The sequence below is a fragment of the Millisia brevis NBRC 105863 genome, from assembly GCF_001552615.1.
GTDB classification, from domain to species: domain Bacteria; phylum Actinomycetota; class Actinomycetes; order Mycobacteriales; family Mycobacteriaceae; genus Millisia; species Millisia brevis.
The window spans coordinates 31847-57410 of sequence record NZ_BCRN01000001.1; the positions used below are offsets into that span (position 1 = coordinate 31847).

Consider the following 25564-nt stretch of genomic DNA (forward strand, 5'->3'; position numbering starts at 1 on the left):
GTCGCGCAGTGCCGAGACATTCGGACCTCGCCCCGAGGCTACGACTGCAGCTCGAGCGCAGCCTGACGGACGGGTGAACCATCGACCAACGATTGGCCGCCGGCGGATTGACCCAACACCAATCTGGAGTTATTCGGAGCCACGAATGGGGCCGGGTCGGCGATCGCCCTGCGACTGCTCCCTCTCGTCACCCGGACGCGCCGAATCATCGAGAGGATGCTCCAACTCGTCACGCGGCATGCGCCCTGCGACCACGGCGATCACCATCACAACCACCGGGACCACCCCGGCGCCCACGAAGATCCACGACATCGGAATCACCGCCGACAACGGGCCGGCCAGCGCGATCGATACCGGCATCAGACACAGCGAGACGAAGAAATCCAGGCTCGAGACCCGTCCCAGCATCTCGCGCGGAACCCGTCGCTGCAGCAACGTTCCCCAGATCACCGTCGATGCCGACGCGGTGAAGCCGACCACGAACAGCGCGGCCCACAGGATCGGGAACGACGTGGTGAATCCGACCAGCGCCAGCGGCAGGGAGCCCAGTCCCCAGCCGGCCATCATGACGGTCAGATAGCGGCGCGGCATCCGGGTGGCGGAGACCAGGAGCGCCCCGACCGCGCCGCCGAGTCCGAAGGCCGCCACCAGGAAGCCGTACATGCGCTCCCCGTCGGCGTAGTTCTCCCGGGCGACGAAGGGCAGCAGAACCTCGATCGGTCCCATGATTACCAGGATGAGGATCGACGCGAAGATCAGCGTCCACAGCAGCCACGGGGTGGTCAGCATGAACACGAATCCGGCCCGCATCTCCCCGAACATCGACGGCTTGGCAGACCCCCCGGCGATTGCCTCGGCCGGCGGATCCGCCGGGGGCCGCAGGGTGGACAACACCGCCAACCCGGCGCCGAAGAGCACCGCGATGATCACCAGGCCGTAGGTGGGCTGCCACAGTCCGGCGATGATGCCGGCGATCGCCGGACCGATCGCCATCTGCAGGGTCGGGCGCAGCGTGCCCTCGATGCCGTTGGCGGCGAGCAACTGTTCGGGCGGCAACAGCCGCGGCAGCAGCGCGCTGTACGCCGGGTAGAAGAAGCCGCTGCCGGCGCCGAGCAGCGCGGCGGCCGCCACGAGATGCCACACGGCGAGGACCCCGGTGAAGCCGAGCACCGCGATCACCACCACCGTGACGACATTGACCGTCTCGACGCTGATCAGGACCGTCCGCTGCGGTATGCGATCGGCGATCACCCCTCCGGGCAGTGCCGTGACCACCAGGCCCAGGGCCAGCGCCGAGCCGACCAGCGAGACCGCGGTCGGGCTCGGCGACAGGGCGATCGTCTGCAGCACGATGGTCACCGCGAGCATGCCGTGGCCGAAGATCGACAGCGCAAGCGCGGTAATCAGGCGGCGATACTGCTTCTCGCGCAGCGGTTCGATGGTGCGCCACCGTCCACTCGGAGCGGGCACTGTCTCGGCCGTGCCCGGTTCCTCGGCGGGGTTGGTCTCGATGCTCACCGCGCAACGATCGTCGACGCGGTCCGCCGCTGTCCAGCGATTATCGTCGTCCACGACGCCTCCTCTCAGGCGGCATTGAGAGCGCGGTAGCGCCCGTCGAGGCGCAGCAACTCCTCGTGTGTCCCCCGCTCGACGACTCTCCCGTCCTCCACCACGAGGATCCGGTCGGCCCGTCGAATGGTCGACAGCCGGTGTGCGATCACGATCGAGGTCCGCCCGGCGAGAGCCTCGTTGAGCGCCGCCTGTACCGCCGCCTCGGACTCGGTGTCCAACGAGGCGGTGGCCTCGTCGAGCACGACGACCCGCGGCTGCCCCAGGAGCAGCCGAGCGATGGTGACGCGTTGGCGCTCCCCGCCGGACAGACGGTAGCCGCGCTCACCGACAACCGTGTCCAGCCCGTCGGGCATCGCCGCGACCACCCGGTCGAGCCGGGCCCGCCGCAGTGCCTCCCAGATCTCGTTGTCGGTCGCGTCGGGCCGCGAGAGCAGCAGATTCGACCGCAGCGTCTCGTGGAAGAGGTGCCCGTCCTGGGTGACCATGCCGACGGTGGCGTGCAGCGACCGCGCCTGCAGATCACGCACGTCGACGCCGCCGATCGAGACGCTGCCGGAGTCGACGTCGTAGAGCCGGGAAATCAGCGCGGCGATCGTCGACTTGCCGGCCCCCGACGATCCGACGATGGCGACCATCTCGCCGGGCTCCGCGGTGAACGACACCCCGTGCAGGATCTCCTCGCCGCCCCGGTCGTCCAGGGTTGCCACCGACTCCAAGGAGGCGAGCGAGACCTTGTTGGCGGCCGGATAGCCGAATCGGACGTCGTCGAAGCGCACGCCGACCGGGCCGGCGGACACCGGGCCGGCGGTCGGGGAGTCGGCGATCAGCGGTTCGAGATCGAGCACCTCGAAGACCCGTTCGAAGCTGACCAGCGCGGACATCACCTCGACCCGTGCGGTCGCCAGGCCGGTCAGCGGGGCGTAGAGGCGGGTCAGCAGCAGGGCGAGGGTGACCACCGCGCCGGCGTCGAGCGAGCCGCCGATCGCCAGTGCGCCGCCCACTCCGTAGACGATCGCCAGTGCGAGCGCCGATACCAACGTCAGGGCGGTCATGAAGCTGGTCTGCAGCATCGCCGAGCGCACGCCGATATCGCGGACCCGGACGGCCCGGCGTTCGAATTCACCGGACTCCGCCGCGGGGTTGCCGAAGAGCTTGATCAACGTCGCGCCGGGGGCGGAGAACCGTTCGGTCATCTGGGTGGACATCTCGGCGTTGTAGCCGGCCGCCTGGCGCTGCAGCTTGGCCAGCCGGCCGCCCATCAGCCGTGCGGGCAGCAGGAAGATCGGGGTGAGCAACAGCGCCAGGAGCGTGACCTGCCAGGAGATCCGCGCCATCACCGCGACGGTCAGCAGCAGCGTCACCAGATTGCCGACCACGCCGGACAGGGTGCCGCTGAAGGCGCGCTGGGCGCCGATGACGTCGTTGCCCAGTCGGCTGACCAGTGCGCCGGTCCGGGTGCGCATGAAAAAGGCCACCGGCATGCGCTGCACGTGATCGAAGACCGCGGTGCGCAGCCGGAAGATCAGGTCCTCGCCGATGCGCGAGGAGTACCAGCGGCTGAGCAGTCCGATGCCGGCGTCCAGGAGCGCCACCACGGCGATCACCCCTGCGAGCAGCGCAACCCGGGTGACGCTGCCGCCGTTGATGATCGCCTCGACCACCTGGCCGGCGAGGATCGGTGCGGCGACACCGAGCCCGGCGACCACCACGCTGAGCACGACAAAGGCGATCAGCTGGCCGCGCATCGGGGCGGCGAAGCGGCCGATTCGACGCAACAGCGCCATCGAGAACGGCCGACGATCGGGGTCGTCGTCGGCGTTCATGGCGCGGTACATCGAACTCCACGCCGTCATCTCCATGCTCACGGCAGATCTCCTTCACGAGCCGGGACCGCGATTCGCCGTACCGGTCGGCAGTCGCACCATCGATCGCCACGGTAGAAGTTCGAGTCGACTCGAGGTCAAGACTTCGAGCAGAACGTTTGCGTCGCGGCCACCATTCCGCTCATGTCGATTCGCCCGGGTCCGGCCCGCTGGACTCACCTCGACCCACACGGTTCCGGCCCGTTGGACTCACGCGACCCGCCCGTGTCCGACGGCTTCACCCCCTCGATCCACCCGGCTCCGGGGGGCTCGCCTCCATCGATCGGTCCGGCCCGATGCGCCGACCGCCCCCGGGCCCGCCCCGCGTCACCTGGTGCACATTCGTTCGGAGATCCCCATTTGGTGAACAATTGCTCACGGTATTGGAGAATGCGTGCGCTGGATCACCGGTTACCCGGAAAGTGCGATGGGCCGCTCCCCGCCTCTTTCCCGCACATCGACGTCCCGGCGCGCCGATCCGGCGAATTTCGGGCCCGTAATGGCAGTCGACCGAAAGGTCTCCGCATCGACTGCCGCGCAACACGACTCGGACCACCGATCGATCGACCTGCCCGACCTCCCGCAGCCGTCTGCGGGTCCGGCGACTTATCGACCGAAGGACGAAAACCTCTCTCGGGGAGAGAAAACCGGCTCGGAGGACCCTTCCGAAGCCGCGGAATCTACCCGCACGTAGCAAACCCGACGCCCCGAATCCGCGGGGAGCTACCGTCAAATTCCGTGTTACGCACGGTCGAGTGATGTTGACGATCGTGTTTCGCGGCTCCGATAAATCGGACAGAGCGGGCTAAACCGTGCAATCATCGCCAAATGGCCGATGTGAAAACTGATGGGACAGGTGCCCACGAAACCAAACTGAAGCGGACGGTCGGCGTCTGGCTGCTGTTCTTCTTCATCGTCGGTGACACCTTGGGCGCCGGCATCTATACGCTCATCGGCACCATGGCCGCAGACGTCGGCGGCATGCTCTGGCTGCCGCTGCTGATCGCTCTGGTGCTGGCCCTGCTGACCGCCGGTACCTACGCGGAGATGATCACCAAGTACCCGCACGCCGGTGGCGCCGCTCGATATGTGCAGCGCGCCTTCCACAAACCGTACCTGACCTTCGTCATCGGCTTCCTGATGTTGTCCTCGGGCATCACCACCTCCGCGCTGCTGGCGAATGCCTTTGCCGGCGATTACCTCTCGGCCCTGGTCGATTGGCCGTCGGCACCGGTCACGATCGTCTTCCTCTGCCTGTTGATCGCAATCAACCTGCGCGGTGTCCGTGAATCGCTGTCGGCCAACGTTGTTGCCACCATCATCGAGACCTCCGGTCTGGTGCTGGTGATCATCGTGGCCGCGATCGTCTTCGGCAGCGGCGACGGCGATCCGTCCCGCATTCTGACCCCGTCACCGGATCAACCGATCCTGGTGGGCGCCTTCGCCGCCTCGGTCGTCGCATTCTTCTCGTTCCTCGGCTTCGAGGCCGCCGCCAATATGGCGGAGGAAGTAAAGGACCCGACGCACTCCTACCCCCGCGCACTGTTCGGGGCGATCGGCACCGCCGGTGTCATCTACCTGCTGATCGCCCTCGGTTCGGCGATCGTGGTGGACCCGAACATCATGGCGGAGTCCACCGGGCCGCTGCTCGAGGTCATCAACGCCTCGAATATCGCGATTCCATCCTGGCTGTTCTCCACGATCGCCCTGATCGCGATCGCCAACGGTGCGCTGCTGTTCATGGTGATGGCCAGCCGCGCGACATACGGTCTGGCCGAGGCGGGCCTGCTGCCGTCGATCTTCGGACAGGTCGCTCCGACCCGCCGCACCCCGTGGGTGGCGATCATCGTCGTCGGTCTCGCCACGATCGCGATGAGCTTCGTCGGCTCGATCGGCCTGCTCGCGGACACGACGGTGCTGCTGCTGGTGTGGGTGTTCATCTTCACCAACATCTCGTGCATCGTGTTGCGCAACGACATCCCGGAGCACAAGTACTTCAAGGTGCCGCGCTGGGTGCCCTATGTCGCCATCGTCTGCAGCTTCATTCTGCTGTCCCAGCAGACGCTGCAGATCTGGTTGATCGGCCTGGGCTATCTGGCGGTCGGTTCGGTGCTCTTCCTGATCGCCCGCTACGGCAAGAAGCAGCTCGACAGCGAGGATCTCGACGAGCTCGATCTGGGCTGAGTCTCCCAACACCAAACGCCGGTGGGGTGAGCATTGCGCTCGCCCGACCGGCGTTCTGGTTTCCCGAGGGTGACGGTTTCTGCGGCGGAACCACAGAAATCGTCACTCTCGCGGTGTCACGCTGCGGCGGTGGTGACCTCCGCGGCGGGCTCGAGGGCCCCGGCGATGACGTCGGCGACGTCGACCATCGGGCGCACGTCGATGTCCTTCAGGACCTCGGCGGGCACGTCGTCCAGATCGGGCTCGTTGCGCTTGGGCACGAAGACCGTGGTCAGGCCCGCGCGCTGGGCGGCCAGGAGCTTCTGCTTCAGGCCACCGATCGGCAGCACCCGACCGTTGAGGGTGACCTCGCCGGTCATGCCGACCTCCGCGCGCACCCGACGTCCCGTGGCCATCGACACCAGTGCGGTGACCATGGTGATGCCGGCGGACGGTCCGTCCTTCGGCACCGCACCCGCGGGCACGTGCACGTGGATCGACTTCTCGAAGACGGCCGGGTCGATCCCGAACCGCTCGGCGTTGGCGCGCACATAGGACAGCGCGATCCGCGCCGACTCCTTCATCACGTCACCGAGTTGACCGGTCAGCACCAGGTCGGGCTTCCCGTCGACGCTCGACGCCTCGATGAACAGCACATCGCCGCCGAGGCCGGTGACCGCGAGACCGGTGGCCACGCCTGGCACCTCGGTCCGCTCCGCCGTCTCCGGGGTGAACCGGGGTCGGCCGAGGTAGTCGACCAGGTCGGCGGTGTCGATCACCAGCGGCGCAGCCTTGTCGCCGTCCGCAGACTCGCCTGTGGTCGAAGCCGTGCTCACCTTGGTGACCGCCTTGCGCAGCAGCCGGGCGAGCATCCGCTCGAACTGCCGCACCCCGGGTTCGCGGGTGTAGTTCGCCGCGATCTCGCGCAGCGCATCCTCGGTGATCTCCACCTCTTCGGTGGTCAGCGCCGCGCGCTCGGCCTGCCGGGGTAGCAGGAAGTCGCGGGCGATGGCGACCTTGTCGTCCTCGGTGTACCCGTCGAGGCCGATCATCTCCATGCGGTCGAGCAATGCGGACGGAATCTGTTCCACCACATTGGCCGTCGCGATGAACACCACGTCGGACAGGTCGAGGTCCAGGTCGAGGTAGTGGTCGCGGAAGGTGTGGTTCTGCGCGGGGTCCAGGACCTCGAGCAGGGCCGCGGCCGGGTCGCCCCGGAAGTCGGAGCCGACCTTGTCGATCTCGTCGAGCAGGATCACCGGGTTCATCGAGCCGGCCTCACCGATCGCCCGAACGATGCGGCCGGGCAGCGCGCCGACGTAGGTGCGCCGGTGGCCACGGATCTCGGCCTCGTCGCGGACGCCACCGAGGGCGACACGGACAAAGTTGCGGCCCAGGGCCTTTGCCACCGATTCACCCAGCGAGGTCTTGCCGACCCCGGGCGGACCGGCGAGCAGCAGCACCGCGCCGGAGCCGCGTCCGCCGACGACGTGCATGCCGCGGGTCGCGCGGCGGGCACGAACTGCCAGGTACTCGACGATGCGTTCCTTCACCTCGTCCAGACCGTGGTGGTCGGAGTCGAGTTGGGCGCGCGCGGCGACGATATCGGTGGAGTCGGTGGTTGTTTCCGACCACGGGATATCGAGCACCGTGTCGAGCCAGGTGCGGATCCACCCGGCCTCCGGGCCCTGCTCGCCGGCGCGTTCGAGCTTGCCGACCTCGCGCAGAGCGGCCTCGCGGACCTTTTCGGGCAGGTCGGCGGCCTCGATGCGGCCCCGGTAGTCGTCGGTGCCCTCGGCCTCGTCCTCGCCGAGTTCCTTGCGGATGGCCTGGAGCTGGCGGCGCAGCAGGAATTCCTTCTGCGTCTTGTCCATGCCCTCGCGGACCTCGTCCGCGATCTTGTCGGTGACCTCCATCTCGGCGACGTAGGCGCGGGTCCACTCGACGAGGGATTCGAGCCGGGCGGCCGGGTCGGGGGTCTCCAGAAGCTCACGCTTCTGGACGTCGGTCAGGTACGAGGCGTACCCGGCCATATCGGCCAGGGCCGACGGATCGGTGGTCTTGTTGACCTGGTCGATGACCTGCCACGCTTCGCGGCGCTGCAGAATCGAGACGACCAGCTTCTTGTACTCGGCGGCAAGGGTGCGGGTCCGCTCGTCGGGCTCGTACGCCTCGACGGGTTCGGCCTGCACCCACAGGGCCGCTCCCGGCCCCTCGACACCGCTGCCGATATGCGCGCGGTGCTCACCCTTCAGAACGGCCGCGGGCTCCCCGGTGGCCAGCCGGCCGACCTGCAGGATCGTCGCGACGACGCCGTACGACGGGTAACGATCCTCCAGACGGGGCGCGACCAGCAGCTTGTCGTCGGACGACGAGCGTGCTGCGTCGACTGCCGCCCGGGCGGAATCGTCGAGTTCAACGGGAACGACCATGCCCGGCAGCAACACCGCATCGGTGCGGAACAGCACCGGTAAACGGGTGGCCCCGGTCGGCGAATTCTCGGACATGTGACTCCTTCAATCTTGAGTGTCATCCGCTCAACATCGAAGGTTGTCGATCAATTCCCTGGCGCTGATCCTCCCAGAGCGAACACGGATCTCGACGATCACGCCACAACAGCTTTCAGATACATCTGAAAGTGGGGTACATTTACAACTGTAACCACACATCTTGGAGGAGGTGCCGATGTCGACCGTCGAGAACCGGCAGAACTCGAGTATCGTCTTCGATCGTCGCGAGCAGGAACAAGCAAGGAAGCTCCTGTCGACGATAGGTTCCGATCCAACCTCGATCACCGTCGGCGACGCAGACCATGTCGCAAGCCCAGTCCCCAGCGAGCTTGCGGAACTACTGCGGGAGGTCATCCACTCCGTCGCATCAGGCACGCGACTCACCCTGGCGAGCCTGCCGGAGGAGCTGACCACCACCGTCGCCGCCGACCAACTGGGCATCTCCCGACCGACCTTGATGAAGATGATCAACTCCGGCGAGATCCCCGCACACAAGGTCGGTTCCCACCATCGCGTTCGGACCTCGGACGTCATGACGTTCAAGAAGCAACGCCTGCAACGACAGATCGATGCACTCACCGAACTGCGCGAACTGGAAACAGCTCTCGACGAGTTCTGACCAGCCAGCCGGAGTCAATGGCACTCCTGCAATTGCGCTGGGAGACTGATGCGGTGACCGAAGCGCAGTTTCATCTCAAAGGTAGCCACCTGGCCAAAGGGCTTCGATACATGCGGGAGCTGCGCCGGGCCGTCGAGGCCTACTGGTACGCAACCATGGAGGATCCAGAGGCAGCAGCGTTGGAGGCACGCCGAGTCGCGTCGGCCGTTAACATCCTCGACGAGACCGTTTTCCTCAACGCCCACGGAGACGCTTACCGGAGCTATCGAGCGAGAAACCCGCTGGGTAAAGTTGCCATGGGGTTGGAGTTGATTCGCAACTGCGAGGAGCACTCGCCTATCATCTTTGAGAATCTCCTCGTGCCCAAAGCCTACTTTGGCGTCCCTCTAACCAAGGCGCCCACACGCACCCGGGTGGTATACGAGTGGGCGAGGTACTCGGACATGCCTGACGAATACGTTCGCGTCGATTCGTCCGCGACCGAGCGCGCGAAACGCGCGCGGGCCGAGGCACTGGATGGCTACCGCAAGAGTGTTGAGCAGCGGCCGGTTGTCGACACGATTCTCGATGCCCTGAGTTTTTTCCAGCAGTTGGATCCCCAGCTGGTAGCAGGCGCACCTCCTGTTGTCCGATGGGCGCTCGCCGAGTCCACTGGGCTGGAGCCCTATGCCGAAGTTCCTGACACAGATCCAAGGACAGAGCTGCCCACGGCGTATCTGGTGTATAGACCGATGGGCATGGACCAGTACGAGGTCTTTCTCTCGGATATTGCATGTCGCCCCCGGGACCGCCGCTCGGCCCAGTGGCCTGCATGGGAGACCACTGTTACGAAAAGAAAAGTGGGGCTTCTGCAGCAAGCAAAGTCCCGCAATCCCCCAGGAACCGCACGGGAAGTCCTTTACCAACTGATCGAGAACGGCAATGTAATCGGATTCAGCGGGCGCGTCGAGGGGCCACCAACTCCAGGCGATTCTTGGGTTGAGCGCACACGCCAGATAGCGAACGATATCGGTCGGGGTTATCGATATTTTGTCCGCCTCGGCAAGATATCGGTACCTCTACAACAGGACGGGAACGGCTCGGTGGCGGCAACTTCAGACAATCACGATCTACTCTGCGAACTGCCGGATGCTGGTGCGGGCCCCGGGACGGATATTTCTCGGCTGAAGCTGTTGGAGGAGAATCCGGACCTGTACTTGACTACTCGACCTCACCCGACAGCATCCGAATGACACAGAGAATCGATAGTTCCACCGCAACGGTCGTGGCACACCCGAGCATCTTCCACGAGCCTCGTCGCGCAGAAGGGGCTGCCGAAATCAACCCGTGACAGCACCGCGGAGTCCGTTTCAAGGTCAGGGGTGGATGCTTGCGACGGTCCCGGTACAACGATCTGCCACCGTCCGTGGTCATGTTAGCCCAGCCATCCTTGACTACAGGGCCACGGCGGCCGGTCCTGAACTGCCGGCATCAGCGACGATACGAACGGGCGTACTACTGAAGCAAGAGCGCGACGAGCGGTGCCGGAACAGCCCATACCTCCCCCGTAACATCGAGCGCCGACTTGGTGGCGAGAATGCCGCGGCCAAACTTCCCGTTGATCGTTCTTGCCTCGCTCCTCCAGCCGTGCTCAACCCACTTACTCTCAATCGGAACACTCTCAACCGGGCCGGCTGCGGACGGGACGGTAATGGGACCCAGGTCAATCTCGCCTTGGCGGGCGGTGCGGACGTAGCCGATAGTGTCGCCGCTGACCCACCGCCCCTCCTCGAGGTCATCTATTGCACGGGCCATCGCAATTCCAATGGCCATTTCGGTGAGCCGAGTCATGTCGGGTGGCGGCACGCCGGACCTGAGCCTCGATGGCAGAGACGCGAGCAGTGGGTCGGTCAAGTAGAGCTTCGATTGAGCACCCGCGACAAGTTTGTCTCCTTCGCGTCGCGGGCACCACAGGGCGGCCTGGCTGGAGATCAGCCGGTTGAGCCGTCGTTCCGCGATGGCGCGGGACTTGTAGCCGAGTTCCTCGACGGCATTCGCTACGTTGAAGGGGCTCGTTGCGCGCTCGGAGACAACACTCAGCAGGAGAGGTACCGAGTCTTGCGGCCCCTCGGGATCGACGTCGGTACGCAACCATGACTTGATATCGCCCAGGTAGTTGTCGGAGACCGTCCCGAAACGGGTGTGCTCCGCGACCGCGCGCGGGAAGCCGCCGCAAGTTAAATAGTCCTGCCACGCCAGGTCATAGGCGTCGACGTCGAAGGCGACGGCGTCGAGCGCCTTTGCGACCTCGGCGCTCTGCAGGTCGCTGACATGCACGGCATCGAGCACAGGTACCTGACGCCTCGACGCAATCATGAAGTCGCGGAAGGTCATCGGCAGGAGGAGTCGGGTGCGACGGCCGGGCGTGGTCCCCGCGCGCCCGGCGAGGAGATTGCCCTGGACATCTTCGCCGGCTGCCCATCTGCTACCGGTCGCAACTACAGTATCTCCACCGAAATCGGTTGTATCCCTAGCTAGTTTGAGAGTCGACGTCCAGCCGGGGACGCCACTGATCTCATCAAGCAGCCACACTCGCGGCTGCGGCCTATCGAAGTCGATCGCTCGGGTCAACTCTCGAGCCAGGACCAGACACCGATGGACGTCCTGTGCATTCATGCCGTCGCATGGCAGATATACGACCTGGCGAGGGTCGAGATCAGGCCGTGCACACAATCTCGCCGCAGTGTCGAGTAGGGCGACCGACTTTCCGATGCGGCGTGGACCGGTCAGCACAACCAGAAGATCGCCGACCTCACCCGCGCAAACGTCGTCGAGGATGCGCGGCCGATAGCCCAGGTCATATGCAGCGCGACTCCGCAAGATTCGGTGCTGCGCCATCCAAGCTGTTGGATCCGTTCCCCTGCCTGCCGCCCGCCACCAAGGATTCGTATCGACCAAACGCTGCCGCCGCTGGTCATCCCTCACCACTAAGCCCCGCCTTCAACATGACAAAAGCATACAGGTCTAGCCATGCAGAACATGACAAACTGGTACAGTTTTGCGAGTAGGCATGTTGACAGAAGGCCACAGTTTAGTTGTGGAGCAACCTGACAGGACGCGTTCTGAGCCGGTACGGCATACCGCCAGCGAGGCCAGACAGGTAAACCTCCACAGTATGTACTCTTATGTAGAGGATTTCCTACGAAGGTGTCATGCGCATGAGCACTGCCAACAACAGATTGCCGGCCGACTTGCCGGAGACGTTCCGCTACTCCGAGGCCCTGGACTACGTGAGCGAGCGCCGGCTCCGTCGTTTCATCGACAATGGCGCGATCGTTGCGCTCTCGCGGGGTCTGTACCGAAAGAGCGATTGGCTCGGAGACGAAGACCTGGTGGAGATAGCCGCCAAGGCCCCTCGCGGTACATTGTGCCTGCGCTCGGCCCTGGAGCGGCACGACCTGATCGACGACATCCCCTCCGAGATCGACGTGGCTATACCGCGTGGCTCCTGGGCGCCGAAGACGATCGCACCGGTCAGATGGCGCCACTTCAACCCAACCACCTTCGACATCGGACGCGAGCAACTGGGCATCACCGACACCAGCAGTATCGGCATCTACTCCGCCGAGCGGAGCATCATCGACGCCTTTCGGCTGCGTCACCTCGACGGGGCCGACCAGGCGAACGAGGCGCTCAAACGATGGCTGCGGCGCGGCGGGCAACCCTCGGATCTGCTCGAAATGGCGAAGTCGTTCCCACGAACCCTGGCGGTGCTGCGGAAGACCTTGGAGATTCTGCTGTGAACCGGGTTACCAGAGGGACACCATCGGGCGCTGCCTATCTCGATCTTCAGAATCAGGCTCGGCGCACCGGCAGGCCTACCCGGGAACTCCTTCAGCTCTATGCGTTGGAGGGCTTCCTCGCGCGACTGGCCGTCAGCGATGCTCGAGAAACGTTCGTCCTCAAGGGAGGCGTGCTGCTCGCCGCATTCGGTCTACGTCGCCCAACGAAGGACATCGATTTCGCCGCTATCCGCCTGGCCAACGACACGGAGACCGTGCTCGACCTGACTCGCCGCGTACTGGTCGCCGAGCCACCCGGCAGCGATGGGATCGAGTTTGCTCCCGACACCCCCACGGCCGAAGTCATCCGCGAAGAGGAGAACTACTCCGGCGTCCGCGTGCACATCGGAGCCCGGCTTGCCGGCGCAAGATTGCCGTTCCACCTGGACGTGAACGTCGGTGACCCGATCTGGCCCGCACCAACCACCATCTCCTTGCCGCGACTTCTGGGCGGCCCTTCGATCACGTTGCCGGGCTATCCGATGCACATGGTTCACGCCGAGAAGATCGTCACCGCCATCCAACGCGGCACAGCGAACACTCGCTGGCGCGACTTCGGCGACATCTGGAGTATGTCACGCCGCCATCCGATCGGAGCCGACGAACTTGCGGCAGCGATTGATACGGTCGCTCGCCACCGCGGCGCCACGATTCGTCCGCTGGCCGATGTTCTCGACGGATTCGCCGAGATTGCGCAGACCCGCTGGCAGCAGTGGCATCGTCGCAACACCTCCAATCACCGGCCTCAACAGTTTGGGCCGGTACTCGAGGCGGTCATTGACTTCGGCGATCCCGTACTGATCGGAAGCGCCCGGGGGTTGGCGTGGCATCCTGACGCCGCAACCTGGGGTTAGCTTCGGAGCCCCAGTGGCGACATCTCTCAGTCCAAGCACCCGTCGCCGATCCTCAACAGCGTGGCCTTACGTGTGGAGGTTTTCCCATAACGCGCGGTTCCGGCGGTCGACCACGGTTCGTTCATCGACCGACCCTATGGGCCAGCGATGACCTGCTCCAACACAGGTCCACGCGTAGGACCTTCCGGTGTCACCGCCACGATCGACTGCACGGGACGACACCGCCGAGGCGCCCGGAACCTCGGTGTGCCGGACAGCCGCACCGCGCTGGCTGCCGATCAGGTCGACGGCGTCGGTTCCGCAGACGGCGCGAACGCCGTACTGGCGGCGATCGATGAGATCGCTCATCTGGTCGCCGCGCGCCACCTCCGGGTGCCGATCACCACGCCTTTCCAGTCCGTATATCCGCGGCGCAGTCGAATTACAGGCCGGACGACGCGTGCACAGCAAGATACAACACCGGTCTCCGAACGACTACCTCCACAACGTCGTCCTACAGTCCTGTCCCGCCGAGGTCGTCCCAGAACTTGTCGCTACGAACAACCCGCTGCGACAGTGGAACCTGCTGCCGTGCGGCGCTCACCGAATCGAGGACGCGTTCAATGGCGACGACGGTCTCGGCAGGCACCGGGTCGAAACTCATTCCCAGCTGAGTCGTCGGGGTGAAGACCTTGCCCGCGATCGCCCGGCTCCGGTCGACCTCGCCCAACCAACCGGTGTCGGTCAACCGAATATGGGTCTTCCCGGTAGTGGGATCGGCTTCCCGACTGAGTACTTCGAATGTGGTGTAGGCGGTGAACAAAACCTCCTTCTCCTCGGGGTGGGCCGACATTTGGCTGATGTCCTTGCCGTTCCGAGAGAAGATCTCGAATACGGTAGGAACTGGAAACTCACTCGTCACGTCGGCTGTCGTGCTGACAAACGCAAACTCGGTGACAGCCGTGCCCGGCACATATCGATCGAGGACATCCACCGGAAGGTTCGACCCACGGAAAACCGGTCCCACATAGGGCGGCAGCTTTTCGAGCGCATTGACCAGTGCACGAATCCGGTCGGCGGGAGCGGTCACGCCGTACCCTCCTCGTCACGCCTATCAGGCCTCGGCGGCCAATCCGGATCGAATTCGGTACCTTTCATGTCGTCGCGAAACTTATCCCCGGGGTCATCGCCGCTCGGACTCGGATTGCTGGGCGCGACCGGCTGGTGAGCCCTTCCTTCTCGCGCTAGGCGTTTTGTCTCCTCGATTTCCTCCGCGGTGAGGGGCGGCAATCCCGCCTCCTCTCTCGTCATGAAGGTTTTCCCAGCGATCTTCTTCATCGAATTACCTCCCTCATTAGTATTCGTACCCCGCCCGTTGCTTCGTCGTATACACGCTCTTCCACTGCGAACTGTGTTCCTGGCGGAAAGAGAACCTCGTCTTGGTGCGCGTACTCCTCGTGCGCGTACATCCTTACGTCCCTGCCCGTATACGAGACGATTTCCAATTGGACGGGACCTTTGAACGCCTCGCTCTGAGTCGCCGACGTGCTCGTAAACGTACTATCGGAAACGACCTGGCCGGGCTGATACTGAGCGAGTACCTCCGGCGAAAGGTCCGTCCCACGGTAGACCGTGCCCTCGTAGGGCGGGAGCTTATCGAGGGCCGAGGAGATCGCGTCAACCCGAGATTGCATGGCGTCATCCACGGTACCCGAGCGCAACGCCGGATTGATTTCCCGGAACCCGCGGTAGGTGTAGTCGATCAACGCGGCCCGATCCGCCTCGTTCAAGGGCATGCCGAGCGGGACATCCAGCTGGCGTCCGGCCCCCTCGGCCGCAGTCTCGGCTACGTCATCCGCGGCCTCGAGGGCCTCCGTGCCTGCGTGTCGACCGAGGAATCCACCACCACCCGTCAGCGCGCCCGCCGCCCCGCCCGGAAGGAGCTGTCCCAGGGCACGAGCAGGACTTTCCTTCCAGGTTTCGAGATCGACCATCTGCTCCACGAATCCCGCCGGATTGGTGGCAGCCACTGCCAGCCCACGCCCGACATCGGCTGCATCATCGAGCAGGCCTGCCGGATCGGATACCAGACGCAGGGTGTTGAAGCGCTCGACCAGGTCGATGTACGACTCGATACTGTCCATGGCGCCGGCTGCGAGTTCGGACCGCCAGTTGAGGAGATTGGCGACAAGCCCCGGCTTCCCTGCCGCCTCCGTTGCAGCCCGAATTGAAGTCGCTGCCTCACTGCCGGCAAGCGCAAGTTGTTCCCGAGCGTTGGTAAGCAAGTAACGCGCGTGCTCTCGGCCCGCTTCACCCGGATCGACAAAGGGCCCACTTTCGGGGTTGTAAGCCGCGCGAGCCGCGTTGGTGGAAGCCTCGGACTCACTCCAGACAGCAATCGCTTCAGCCGCGCGAGATTGTGCCCATGCCAGAGTTTCGGCATAACGCGACAGGGCAGCTGCGGCGGAGGCGAAGCTGTCGCCTGCGGTGTTCCACTTTGGCGGCTCAGTATGGAAGACGTCACGGAACCGATCCGCCGCAGAACCCCGCCATGCGTCACCGGTGTCGATGGTTCGCAGCGAAGCACCGACCTGGAGGAGCGTCTGCCCGCGGCCGCCGATCGCCACAGCATTCTCCGCGATCGCGGAGTGATTCCCGGGCACTAACTCGACTGGATCGTTGGTCTCACCAAGTTCAGCCATGTCATCGCACCTCTCGAGGGGACGACACTGCGGCGGCTGCCACGCCGTCGGCTCGTTCGTAGTCCTGTATCGCCACGAGGAGTCCGTCGGCAAGAATCTCGCCGTTCCGGAGCAGTGCGGTGAGGCCGACATGCCATCGCCCGCAGAATTCGTCGAACGCGCAGTACAAGTCGTTGTTTCCGTACTGTGCGTCCGGTCCCACGATCCGGTCAACACCGATCGTTTGCATGTCGCGGATGATCGTCTGGATACCCGACGCGGCCGAAACGATCTGCGCAGGATCTATCTCAACACCCGACATAGCGCCCCCCATTTCGGATTTCGCACCAAGTTAGCGGGCGTGTCGACGGTGGAAGAAAGATGACCTCGCGGGCGCGACCTCTTGGCGCAGACCTTCGACATCAAGCGGTGACGCTCGGTCTTCATCGAGCGGGAGGAGGAGCAGACCAAGCGACGCGATCTTCTCGGAGCTACTCTAAAACCACATTAGACTATATCTAGTGCACTTTTAAGGTAGGTGATCACATGGCTCGCCGACAGGCTGCTCCCACGCGACTCGCATTGGATGCGCTCGCAGTCCTCGGCGCGCAGATCCGCATCGGTCGACACGACAAGAACTGGACCGCCGCAGACCTCGCCACGCGAGTCGGCGTGGGCCCGCGAACCATTACCGCGATCGAGCGGGGGGCACCCGGGGTCGCCATCGGCACCGTTCTGAGCGCCGCGTCCCTGGTCGGAGTGCCACTCTTTGGTGCCGACGGCGTCGAACTCGCGCGACTGCGACGCCGGGGTGAGGAGCGTGTAGCCCTGCTCCCATCCCGCGAGTACCCGCCACGATCAACCACTGCGGATGACGACGATGACGCGCTCAACTTCTGACCACGCCCGAGACCAAAGGGACGCCTTCGTGTGGGTGTGGCTCCCCGGCCGGACCACTCCCGTGGTTGCCGGCCGAGTGCGCTATCAGCCTGGTGGTAGCCGGTACGAATTCGGCTACGCGCGAAGCTATCTGGAGCGTCCCAATTCCATCAGCCTCTACCCTCCGGAACTTCCGTTGCGTGCGGGATGGCAGCAGCCGCCCCCGAACATGGCTATTGCCTCGGTTCTCCGCGACGCCGGCCCCGATTCCTGGGGGCAGCGAGTGATCCTCGAACGCATACACGGCGCCAAGGGCGCCGCCGTCGATGCCGGAGACCTGGACCAGATCACCTACTTCCTGGAGTCCGGGTCGAACCGGATCGGTGGACTCGACTTCCAAGCCGGCCCGACGGAGTACGTCTCTCGGGAGCGCTCGGCAACTCTCGATGAACTGCATGCGGCTGCCGACGCTCTCCAGGAAGGGCGCGATCTGCCCGAGGACCTCGGGGCTGCCCTGCTGCGCGGTACGTCCATCGGCGGCGCTCGCCCCAAGGCTCTGATCGACGTTGACGGTGTACCGCACATTGCGAAGTTCTCGTCGACATCCGACCCATACCCCGTCGTCAATGCTGAGGCCCTCGCCTTGAAGTTCGCCCGGCGGGTGGGAATCGACACGACACAGTCATTCCTGACCACATCCCTCGGTCGCGACGCGCTCGTCATCGAGAGGTTCGACCGATCCCCCGAGGGCGGGAGGCGCCTGCTCGTCTCGGGACTCACGATGCTCGGTCTCGACGAGATGGAGGGGCGCTACGCCACCTACCCGGATCTGCTGGACGTCCTTCGCCGAGACGGGCGTGACCCGGACGTCGGCCGTCGCCTGTTCGAACGGATCGTGTTCAACATTGCCATCGGCAACAACGACGACCACGCACGCAATCACGCCGCGTTCTGGGACGGCCGCATGCTCGAACTGACCCCCGCGTACGATCTGTGCCCGCAGATCCGCTCCGGCGAGACGTCTGCGCAGGCGATGGCCTTCGATCGGAACGGCACACGGGAAAGCTCCTTCGCCGCGTGCATACGGGCCGCTCCAATCTACGGCCTGACGGCAACCGAGGCCCGCGACGCCATCGACGGGCAGATCGCCGTCATCGAACGTGACTGGAACGAGGTCGCAGACCTCGCGAGACTCACGGTGGCCCAACGGAACCGACTGTGGCGACGGCAAATACTCAACCCCTTCGCGAGCTACGGATACCGAGCAAGCCACGGAACCTGACGGTTCACGTCGATCGGCCACAAGGTGCGATTCCGGAGTTGCCCGCCCGCCCATCCGGGCTTGTCTCTTATTTAGTGACAAAGAGACACGGCCGACCTACCCTTGTCGCTAAGCAAAGGACACCAGTGGCCACCCTATTCTCGGTACCAGACCTCAGTGACGAAGACCTGCAGGTCATAGCAGAAATCCACGGCTTGCGCGCCTCCCTCGCCGATGTACTGCGCGCGCCTCGCCGCTGGACTGGACAGTTGCGACGCACAGCGACGGCTCGTGCGATTCAGGGGTCGAACACCATCGAGGGCTACTCGGTCAGCGATCAGGATGCGGTGGCCGCGGTGGACGACGAACCACCGCTGACCGCCGACGCGGCGACCTGGGCGGAGATCGTCGGCTACCGCCGGGTGCTCACCTACGTGCTGAACGTCGCCGTCGAGCCGGGGTTCGTCATCGATGAGACCGCACTCAAGTCGATGCACTTCATGCTCCTGGAACACGAGCTGAGGAAGTCGCCCGGCCGCTATCGGACCAGCGACATCTACGTCCGCGACGCCGATGGCGCCGCAGTCTATGAAGGTCCCGATCCGGACCAGGTGCCAACGCTGATGACGACGCTATCCCATACGCTCGCCTCACCCGGCACCGACGACCCTCTTGTTCGCGCCGCGATGGCACACCTGAATCTGGTGATGATCCACCCGTTCCGCGACGGAAACGGCCGCATGGCACGAGCCCTGCAAACGATGGTGCTCGCCGGCGATCGATTGGTCGAACCCGAGTTCGCAAGCATCGAGGAATGGCTCGGACACAACACCCGGGACTACTACGCCGTCCTGTCCGCAACCGGCGCCGGCTCCTGGCAGCCCGACAATGACACCGGCTTGTGGATCAGATTCAATCTCCGCGCACATCACATGCAGGCCCAAACTATGCGGCGACGCATCGATGAAGCCGAGCACCAGTTGCGGCTCATCGACGCATTGGTCGCCGACAGCGGCCTGAACGTGCGGCTCACCGACGCGCTGTTCGATGCGACCCTCGGCCTGCGGGTCACCCGACCTGCCTATGTGAAGAGCACCGGGCTCGACGAGCGGACAGCCACCCGCGATCTGGTGAAGGCCACTGACATTGGGTTTCTCGACGCGCGCGGTGAGCGTAGGGGTCGTCACTACGTTGCGGGTGAGCCACTACGAAAGATCCGCAGCAGCGTTCGGTCGCAACGCAAGCCCCTGGACGACCCGTTTCCGTCTCTGAGTGCGCAGATACAGCCCGTCAATCCGTCTCGGCCACAGATCCTTGGGGATACATAACGGCCCGGATCGGCCGGCAGCCGCAGGGACCCGTCTCGACTCGATCCATCGGCGGACCCCTCAGGTCACCGACTCGGATATTCGTCTGGAGTCGACTCTTGGTACAGTCCGCGCTGGATCCGAGACTTGGGGGTGGTCGGGTGTCGAACGACGTGCACGTCGAGCCGACCGTCCTCGAAACGTTGTCGCGAGTGTTCGACGAGGCCTCTGCCGCCGTCGAGGGCATCGACCCACAGGCTCCCGGTTCGGTGGGCGCCGGTCTCCCGGCTCACAGACCTCCGGTGCGTGCACGCAGGCCGAGGGGGTCGTCGGGCAGGCCCTGTCGAACGTCGCGAAGCGGATCGGCCAGATGGGCTACCTGGTCCGCGGTAGCAAACAGGATTACGTGGCCACCGACGAACAGATCGGTTCCGGCTTCGACGCCATGGGGGACCTACCGTGACGCCGAGCCGGGACCAGGTCCTGGCCTGGGACTACGCCGGCCTCGAGCAGGCAGCCACCGAGTTGACGTCCGCCGCGGACCGCCTGCACGAGTGGATCGGCACCCTTGACTCCGCGATTCGTCAGCCCGCGGATACCGGTGGGTGGACCGGGGACGGGCAGCGGGCGGCCGAGGAACGGGTCGATCGTGACCGGCGGTCCTTCCGCCGCGTCGCCGATCGGCTCGATGACCTGGCCAAGGCATTCGCCGACGCCCACCGCGCCCTGGCGTGCCCGATCGACGAGTTGCGACGCCACGTCGCCATGCCGCCGGCCGGGGTGACCATCGGCCCGGATTGGTCGGTCACCGCCCACGACCCCGCCGACGAGACCGCCCGCAATGATGCGGAGAACCTTCGCGTGATCATCGCGAGCCACCTTGACGTACTCAACGGTGCGGATTCGGCTCTGGCGGCGACGGTCACCACTGTGTGCGATGACTTGCGGGTCAGCGTGCCCACCGAACTGGCTGTGGGCGGGTCCTCCGGGGCTGCCGACGCGAGCGAAATCGCCTCGGGCAGAGGTAACCCCGAGATGTACGCCCGCCTCCAGGCGGCGACGACGTTGACTCCCGAGCAGTACGCTGAGTTGGCTGCGGGACAGCCGGTCGATATCCCTCAGGGGCAGTTCGACTATCTGAGGTCCTTTCTCGGCGCTCTCGACAGCGCATCGATCGAGGACCTGACGACCATCGGCGCCGGGCATCCCGACCCCGTCGCCATTCGGCAAGCAGTGGCCGACTCTCTGCAAATCGCCTCCAACCCCGGGATCGGAACCACCCAGAGCATCGACTCACCGGGTGAGTCATCTGCGCGTGGTGGTCTGCACACGCTCCCGCAGTCGGTGCGCTCACTACTCGAGGAGGTTCCCATCGCGTCTGCGTCCGGGCTCCCACCGATGCTCCCGGTCGGCGTTCGTGAACCGGTGGTCGATGGCTACGCCGGTCTGGTGGATGTGCTCGCCCAGGGTGATCCGGCACTTCGAGAGGGCACCGACATCGACCGGGCGATCATCGCGCGCGCCGCTGACATCGTGGGCGCAACGGATACCGGTGGCGTACTCAATACTGAACACGCGCATGTCGATGACCGCGCAACAGCAGTCGCCTCGAGCATGCTCGAGTTCGCCGCGACCGACCGGACTGCCACTGCCGACGCGATCATCGGACTACCGGACACCATGCCCGACGACGCCTACAGCCGGGACTCGACGATGACTGCCCTGTTGACGCATTCCTGGGGAGACCAGGATGCCGGGGCGAGGGCGATGTTCGACTGGATCGGCGCGGATGCCGTCGCCGGGCCGGACGCATCACCGCAGCAGATCGCCGCTGCCGTGCGAGCCGGCGACACCTCAGAATCGCTGGCGCACTATCTATCCGACAACCATCACAACCTGCTGACGTCGGCCGGAGCGGACAACCAGATGGTCGGTCAGCTGAACCCGGGCGTCGTCCAATCGATGGCCGGCGCGATGACCCCTTATCTGGGAACCTTCGTCGGGGCGCCCGATGAGTGGACCGGCGTACACGACGTGTCGATGTACACCCGCGAGGATGGGCTCGGCGAGGTCTTCGGGGTGCTCAACTCCGACCCCGAAGCCGCCAGGATCATCAACACCGGTGCCGCCGAAATGACCGATAGATTCGCATACGAGTTCGGCGCGGACCCCGACAGCAGGTTCGCGACCGCATGGGGTGAACGGACCGGCCTGCTGCAGGGCGCGATGCTTGAAGGAGCCTTCCTACACCAGGAACTCTCCCGCGCCAACGAATTCGGGGAGAAGATCGATATCTACGAGATAAAGTCACTGTCGATCGACGGGTCCGGCAGCGTCCTGTCCGCCGTACCCGGTGCGGGAACATTGTTTTCCGCCGGTGCTCCCGTTGCCGAGTACTTGAACAACCCCACGCCCAACCCGCTCGAGGTCAGAGGCGATCCGGGCGCTGTCGACCTGTACCACGAGATGACCTCCGAACAGCGACGCCTCGAACACATGCTCGTTGGCTTGTACCAATCCCATCCCGAGATCATCACCGATCCCACACTCGGTCCGCTTCTGACCAATCCCGAGGGCCTCGATCGATGGGATCGTCAAGACTTTCGAGCCGGCATCAAGGACTGGGCGACAAAGAACGACATCCCCTTCACGGGATTCGAACAGAGCCTCTTCAACGGGGAGAAGGAAAAGTGACGGTACTTCACCGCCCCCACCGGAGAGTAATGGCCCGACTGGTCGCGGCGGCCGCCCTCCTGTTAACCGGAGCCTGCGCGACCACGCCTACCGAGAATTTCGCACCACCCAACGGCGCCGAAGCTCTGCCCGACGTGCCCGAGTCCGCATGGATGACCATCGGGTGGATCGCCACCGACGGCATCGATCTGATGTCTCCGGACGCCACCTTCATCCGGGCCAGCATCGAATCATGGTCCCTGGCACAAAAACACGGAACACTTGACGGCGGCTACCCCGGATTCGCTCACGCCATGCGCGACGCCATCTACTCGCCGGCATCATTCACCGACGCCGACAACGAAGTCTGGGTTGGCTCTGGCTATTACAAGCTCCTCAGCATCACCGACCGCGCCGACGGAGTTACCGAAGCGTGGTACTGCAGCTATACCAACCTTGTCGGGAATACCCAGACCGAAACCGGTCGGAGCGACCGGGGCACCTACTCCATCGGGCACGGACGCCCGAACGGAATGTCGTGGGCCTGGACGTACCGGCGGGGGCCCGATGAGGACGGAACCGCCACGTCACCACCGGGCAACCAAAAGGGCCCCAACCGCGCACCTGCCGCCGACGTCTTCGGCTCCTGGACCGTCCAAGAAGTCATCCCCCTGGCAGAGCGCACACCCGAACACATCGAAGCCTGCCGCGGCCAAGCCCCCGGCACACCCGACGGCTGGCCACCGGAAACCGTCTACTCCGATGACCCGCCCATCGCAGCGCGCCCGGACCCCGGTTGGCCCAGCACCAACTGATCCCGTTACCGGCGCCGATCCACCTCGGACGGTCCCCTGGACGACAGCGGTTCGGCCCCGGCCGGCGCATCGTCGACGATCGACATCGCCGCAAAGGCCGCTTCGACCACACGGGTCACCACCACAACGATCGGGTTGTCATCGCCCGCGCGGCGGGCCAGGGCCAGATCGATGGTGCCGGCGCCGGCAATATCGCGGATCACCATGCCTTGCAACGGCAACGAACGTACCGACGACGGCACGACGGCGATACCGAGGCCGGCGGTCACCAGGGCGAGCAGCACGGCGGTTCCCGGCGCTTCGTGCTCACGCTGCGGGACGAACCCCGCCTCTCGACAGCTGCGCATGACCGCTTCGTTCACCGCAGATTCGCGATTGCCGTACATGACAAAGGGTTCCGAGCGCAGATCGGCCATCGACATCACCGGTTGGGCGGCCAGCGGGTGATCGGCGGAGACGACAAGCGCGAGCGCCTCGTGTTCGATGGTGCGGACCTCGATATCCTCCCCCACCGCGGGCGGGCGCAGCAGCCCCAAATCGATGGTGCCGGAGCGGAGCCCGTCGCACTGCGCCGGTGTGAGCATGTCCGCCTCGACCTGCAGGGCGATACCGGGCAGCTCGCGTTGCAGGGCCCGAGCCATCACCGGTAGGTGCGAGAACGACGCCGTGCCGGTGAGGCCGACACGCACCAATCCGCTGCGCCCCGCACCGATGCGCCGCACCCCGCGGACGGCGTCGTCCACTCCGGCGAGAATCCGCTGCGCCTCACCGAACAGGTACTCACCCGCGACGGTGAGCGAGACGCGGCGCGTGGTCCGCGTGAACAGCGAGACGCCGAGTTCGGATTCGAGTTGGCGGATCGCGTACGAGAGGGCCGGCTGGGCCACGTGCAGCTGCGCGGCGGCCTGTCCGAAGTGACAGGTCTGCGCGACGGCCGCGAAGTAGCGCAGGTGCCTTAGCTCCATCTCCGCCACTCCCTTCGCGTTGCCTCGATCACCGACGCCGCAGTCGCCGCCTTCCGGTGACCGACCGTCTTTAATCGACACCGCTTATCAATGGAACGATATCAAGTCCTTGTTCCGTATGTATACCGGCCTTAACGTGGATCAGAACGTGGTGCCGATCACAATGCCGATATCCGTCCGGAGACGACACATGAAGATCACAGCGATCGAGGCGGTCCCCTTCGCCATCCCTTATCGCAAGCCGCTGCGATTCGCATCGGGCGAGGTGCACGTCGCGGAGCACGTACTGGTCCGGGTGGTCACCAGCGACGGCGTGGTCGGGGTCGCCGAGGCGCCGCCGCGTCCGTTCACCTACGGCGAGACGCAGGACGGCATCGTCGCGGTGATCGACAAGATCTTCGCCCCCGCGATCGTCGGACTGACCCTCCTCGAACGCGAGGTGGTCACCGCACGCCTGAACCGCACCATCGGCAATCCGACCGCGAAGTCGGCCATCGACATGGCCATCTGGGACGCTCTCGGGCGCACCTTGGGGCTGCGGGTGCCGGAACTGTTGGGCGGCTTCACCGATCACATGCGCGTGAGCCACATGCTCGGCTTCGACGACCCGGCGACCATGGTGGCCGAGGCCGAAAAGATGCGGGACACGTACGGGATCACCACCTTCAAGGTCAAGGTCGGACGACGTCCGATCGGGCTGGACACCGCGGTCGTCCGGGCCCTGCGCGAGCGGTTCGGCGATGAGATCGATCTCTACGTCGACGGCAACCGCGGCTGGACGGCGTCCGAATCGGCTCGGGCGATGAAGCAGATGAGCGATCTGGGCCTGCTGTTCGCCGAGGAGCTGTGCCCCGCGGACGATGTGCTGGCTCGGCGCTGGCTGGTCGGCCAACTGGATGTGCCCTTCATCGCCGACGAGTCGGTGCCCACCCCGGCCGACGTCACCCGCGAAAGCCTGGCCGGCGCGATGACGGCGGTCAGCATCAAGACCGCCCGCACCGGGTTCACCACGTCCCGGCGGGTACATCACCTGGCGGAGGGCCTCGGCCTCGAGGTGGTGATGGGCAACCAGATCGACGGCCAGATCGGCACCGCCTGCGCCCTCGCGTTCGGGTCCGCCTTCCCGTCGACGTCGCGCAACGCCGGCGAACTGTCCAACTTCCTCGACATGAGCGACGACCTGCTGGCCGAGCCGCTCGAAATCCGCGACGGCCGTCTGCACACCTCTCCGCACGCGGGAATCGGCATCGAGATCGATCCCGACAAGCTCGCCCACTACCGCACCGATCGGAGCTGATCATGCTGTTCCACGTCCGGATGGACGTCGCCATCCCCCACGATCTCGACCCCGAGGTTCGGGCCGACACTCTCGCCCGGGAGAAGGCCTATTCGCAGGAGTTGCAGCGGGCGGGCACCTGGCCGCATATCTGGCGGATCGTCGGCGAGTACTCCAATTTCTCGATTTTCGACGTCGCGGACAACGACGAACTGCACGCGATCCTCTCCGGACTTCCGCTCTTCCCGTACATGGCCATCTCGGTGACCCCGTTGGCCACCCACCCATCGGATATCGCTGCGGGCTGACCGGCCCTCACCCCAGCGT

General features: G+C 65.2%; 21 protein-coding genes and 2 pseudogenes. 13 read left to right on the forward strand and 10 right to left on the reverse strand.

Going from position 1 to position 25564, the window contains the following annotated elements; translation table 11 throughout:
- Window positions 1–210 precede the first annotated feature (210 nt).
- Together MB1_RS00150 and MB1_RS00155 are read right to left on the reverse strand one after the other, a co-directional pair.
- Window positions 211–1470, reverse strand: a pseudogene (locus MB1_RS00150) (MFS transporter); the annotation flags it as partial.
- A 113-nt stretch (window positions 1471–1583) separates the two neighbouring features.
- On the reverse strand, window positions 1584–3437 hold the full coding sequence (locus MB1_RS00155) for an ABC transporter ATP-binding protein (RefSeq protein ID WP_066902521.1): 1854 nt from the start codon (window positions 3435–3437) through the stop codon (window positions 1584–1586).
- 825 nt (window positions 3438–4262) lie between these two features.
- On the opposite strand from MB1_RS00155, the gene MB1_RS00160 reads away from it, so the two are divergent.
- Window positions 4263–5618, forward strand: coding sequence for an APC family permease (locus MB1_RS00160; protein WP_066902523.1), 1356 nt, complete (start codon window positions 4263–4265; stop codon window positions 5616–5618).
- Between the two features lie 116 nt (window positions 5619–5734).
- Here MB1_RS00160 and lon read toward each other — a convergent pair whose 3' ends face one another.
- Window positions 5735–8104 carry an endopeptidase La gene (gene lon / locus MB1_RS00165; RefSeq protein WP_066902525.1) on the reverse strand — a complete coding sequence of 790 codons (2370 nt, stop codon included), beginning with the start codon at window positions 8102–8104 and terminating at the stop codon, window positions 5735–5737.
- 178 nt (window positions 8105–8282) lie between these two features.
- On the opposite strand from lon, the gene MB1_RS00170 reads away from it, so the two are divergent.
- Both MB1_RS00170 and MB1_RS25440 read left to right on the forward strand, forming a co-directional pair.
- On the forward strand, window positions 8283–8726 hold the full coding sequence (locus MB1_RS00170) for a helix-turn-helix domain-containing protein (RefSeq protein ID WP_084350682.1): 444 nt from the start codon (window positions 8283–8285) through the stop codon (window positions 8724–8726).
- A gap of 53 nt (window positions 8727–8779) precedes the next feature.
- Window positions 8780–9958, forward strand: a complete 1179-nt coding sequence (locus tag MB1_RS25440; protein WP_157083822.1) for a hypothetical protein — start codon at window positions 8780–8782, stop codon at window positions 9956–9958.
- A gap of 262 nt (window positions 9959–10220) precedes the next feature.
- Here the strand turns inward: MB1_RS25440 and MB1_RS26735 are convergent, their stop codons facing one another.
- Entirely contained in the window at window positions 10221–11603 is a 1383-nt protein-coding gene (locus tag MB1_RS26735) for an AAA family ATPase (protein WP_084350533.1), read from the reverse strand.
- Window positions 11604–11923: 320 nt separating this feature from the next.
- Between MB1_RS26735 and MB1_RS00180 the strand changes: the two genes are divergently transcribed.
- Together MB1_RS00180 and MB1_RS00185 are read left to right on the forward strand one after the other, a co-directional pair.
- Entirely contained in the window at window positions 11924–12508 is a 585-nt protein-coding gene (locus tag MB1_RS00180) for a type IV toxin-antitoxin system AbiEi family antitoxin domain-containing protein (protein ID WP_066902531.1), read from the forward strand.
- Window positions 12505–13401, forward strand: a complete 897-nt coding sequence (locus tag MB1_RS00185; protein WP_066902533.1) for a nucleotidyl transferase AbiEii/AbiGii toxin family protein — start codon at window positions 12505–12507, stop codon at window positions 13399–13401. Before MB1_RS00180 ends, MB1_RS00185 begins: the two co-directional genes overlap by 4 nt.
- A 66-nt stretch (window positions 13402–13467) precedes the next feature.
- Here the strand turns inward: MB1_RS00185 and MB1_RS00190 are convergent, their stop codons facing one another.
- The 5 genes from MB1_RS00190 to MB1_RS25920 all read right to left on the reverse strand — a co-directional run bounded on the left by MB1_RS00190 (window position 13468) and on the right by MB1_RS25920 (window position 16383).
- Complete coding sequence (locus MB1_RS00190; RefSeq protein ID WP_157083823.1) at window positions 13468–13749, reverse strand: hypothetical protein; 282 nt, start codon at window positions 13747–13749, stop codon at window positions 13468–13470.
- A gap of 145 nt (window positions 13750–13894) precedes the next feature.
- Window positions 13895–14470, reverse strand: a complete 576-nt coding sequence (locus tag MB1_RS00195) for an ADP-ribosyltransferase domain-containing protein (protein WP_084350537.1) — start codon at window positions 14468–14470, stop codon at window positions 13895–13897.
- Complete coding sequence (locus tag MB1_RS25445) at window positions 14467–14718, reverse strand: hypothetical protein (RefSeq protein WP_157083824.1); 252 nt, start codon at window positions 14716–14718, stop codon at window positions 14467–14469. The genes MB1_RS00195 and MB1_RS25445 overlap by 4 nt, the downstream gene beginning before the upstream one ends.
- Complete coding sequence (locus tag MB1_RS24795) at window positions 14715–16082, reverse strand: putative T7SS-secreted protein (protein ID WP_169801571.1); 1368 nt, start codon at window positions 16080–16082, stop codon at window positions 14715–14717. Before MB1_RS24795 ends, MB1_RS25445 begins: the two co-directional genes overlap by 4 nt.
- A gap of 1 nt (window position 16083) precedes the next feature.
- On the reverse strand, window positions 16084–16383 hold the full coding sequence (locus MB1_RS25920) for a hypothetical protein (protein WP_066902541.1): 300 nt from the start codon (window positions 16381–16383) through the stop codon (window positions 16084–16086).
- A 224-nt stretch (window positions 16384–16607) separates the two neighbouring features.
- On the opposite strand from MB1_RS25920, the gene MB1_RS00210 reads away from it, so the two are divergent.
- The 6 genes and pseudogenes from MB1_RS00210 to MB1_RS00230 all read left to right on the forward strand — a co-directional run bounded on the left by MB1_RS00210 (window position 16608) and on the right by MB1_RS00230 (window position 22996).
- Window positions 16608–16961: a helix-turn-helix transcriptional regulator gene (locus tag MB1_RS00210; protein ID WP_066902543.1), complete on the forward strand. Its 354-nt coding sequence runs from the start codon at window positions 16608–16610 to the stop codon at window positions 16959–16961.
- A 28-nt stretch (window positions 16962–16989) separates the two neighbouring features.
- Window positions 16990–18222, forward strand: a complete 1233-nt coding sequence (locus tag MB1_RS00215) for a type II toxin-antitoxin system HipA family toxin (RefSeq protein ID WP_245649953.1) — start codon at window positions 16990–16992, stop codon at window positions 18220–18222.
- Between the two features lie 125 nt (window positions 18223–18347).
- Window positions 18348–19529 carry a Fic family protein gene (locus MB1_RS00220; RefSeq protein WP_066902547.1) on the forward strand — a complete coding sequence of 394 codons (1182 nt, stop codon included), beginning with the start codon at window positions 18348–18350 and terminating at the stop codon, window positions 19527–19529.
- Window positions 19530–19967: 438 nt separating this feature from the next.
- Window positions 19968–20225: pseudogene (locus tag MB1_RS26860) on the forward strand (WXG100 family type VII secretion target); the annotation flags it as partial.
- Window positions 20226–20288: 63 nt separating this feature from the next.
- Window positions 20289–22202 carry a TPR repeat domain-containing protein gene (locus MB1_RS00225; RefSeq protein WP_245649954.1) on the forward strand — a complete coding sequence of 638 codons (1914 nt, stop codon included), beginning with the start codon at window positions 20289–20291 and terminating at the stop codon, window positions 22200–22202.
- 29 nt (window positions 22203–22231) lie between these two features.
- Window positions 22232–22996: a hypothetical protein gene (locus tag MB1_RS00230; protein ID WP_157083825.1), complete on the forward strand. Its 765-nt coding sequence runs from the start codon at window positions 22232–22234 to the stop codon at window positions 22994–22996.
- Between the two features lie 5 nt (window positions 22997–23001).
- Here the strand turns inward: MB1_RS00230 and MB1_RS00235 are convergent, their stop codons facing one another.
- On the reverse strand, window positions 23002–23961 hold the full coding sequence (locus MB1_RS00235; protein ID WP_066903374.1) for a LysR substrate-binding domain-containing protein: 960 nt from the start codon (window positions 23959–23961) through the stop codon (window positions 23002–23004).
- A gap of 190 nt (window positions 23962–24151) precedes the next feature.
- On the opposite strand from MB1_RS00235, the gene MB1_RS00240 reads away from it, so the two are divergent.
- Window positions 24152–25258 (forward strand): mandelate racemase/muconate lactonizing enzyme family protein, encoded by a 1107-nt coding sequence (locus MB1_RS00240; protein ID WP_066902552.1) that lies wholly within the window; start codon window positions 24152–24154, stop codon window positions 25256–25258.
- Window positions 25259–25260: 2 nt separating this feature from the next.
- Window positions 25261–25545, forward strand: coding sequence for a muconolactone Delta-isomerase (gene catC, locus MB1_RS00245; protein ID WP_066902554.1), 285 nt, complete (start codon window positions 25261–25263; stop codon window positions 25543–25545).
- Window positions 25546–25564 lie beyond the last annotated feature (19 nt).

Coding starts and splice junctions, on each gene's coding strand:
- catC (WP_066902554.1), top strand. CDS start 25,261: ATGCTGTTCCACGTCCGGATGGACGTCGCCATCCCCCACGATCTCGAC.
- MB1_RS00160 (WP_066902523.1), top strand. CDS start 4,263: ATGGCCGATGTGAAAACTGATGGGACAGGTGCCCACGAAACCAAACTG.
- lon (WP_066902525.1), bottom strand. CDS start 8,104: ATGTCCGAGAATTCGCCGACCGGGGCCACCCGTTTACCGGTGCTGTTC.
- MB1_RS00210 (WP_066902543.1), top strand. CDS start 16,608: ATGGCTCGCCGACAGGCTGCTCCCACGCGACTCGCATTGGATGCGCTC.
- MB1_RS00230 (WP_157083825.1), top strand. CDS start 22,232: ATGGCCCGACTGGTCGCGGCGGCCGCCCTCCTGTTAACCGGAGCCTGC.
- MB1_RS26735 (WP_084350533.1), bottom strand. CDS start 11,603: ATGGCGCAGCACCGAATCTTGCGGAGTCGCGCTGCATATGACCTGGGC.
- MB1_RS24795 (WP_169801571.1), bottom strand. CDS start 16,082: ATGGCTGAACTTGGTGAGACCAACGATCCAGTCGAGTTAGTGCCCGGG.
- MB1_RS25920 (WP_066902541.1), bottom strand. CDS start 16,383: ATGTCGGGTGTTGAGATAGATCCTGCGCAGATCGTTTCGGCCGCGTCG.
- MB1_RS00235 (WP_066903374.1), bottom strand. CDS start 23,961: ATGGAGCTAAGGCACCTGCGCTACTTCGCGGCCGTCGCGCAGACCTGT.
- MB1_RS25445 (WP_157083824.1), bottom strand. CDS start 14,718: ATGAAGAAGATCGCTGGGAAAACCTTCATGACGAGAGAGGAGGCGGGA.
- MB1_RS00170 (WP_084350682.1), top strand. CDS start 8,283: ATGTCGACCGTCGAGAACCGGCAGAACTCGAGTATCGTCTTCGATCGT.
- MB1_RS00190 (WP_157083823.1), bottom strand. CDS start 13,749: ATGAGCGATCTCATCGATCGCCGCCAGTACGGCGTTCGCGCCGTCTGC.
- MB1_RS00180 (WP_066902531.1), top strand. CDS start 11,924: ATGAGCACTGCCAACAACAGATTGCCGGCCGACTTGCCGGAGACGTTC.
- MB1_RS00240 (WP_066902552.1), top strand. CDS start 24,152: ATGAAGATCACAGCGATCGAGGCGGTCCCCTTCGCCATCCCTTATCGC.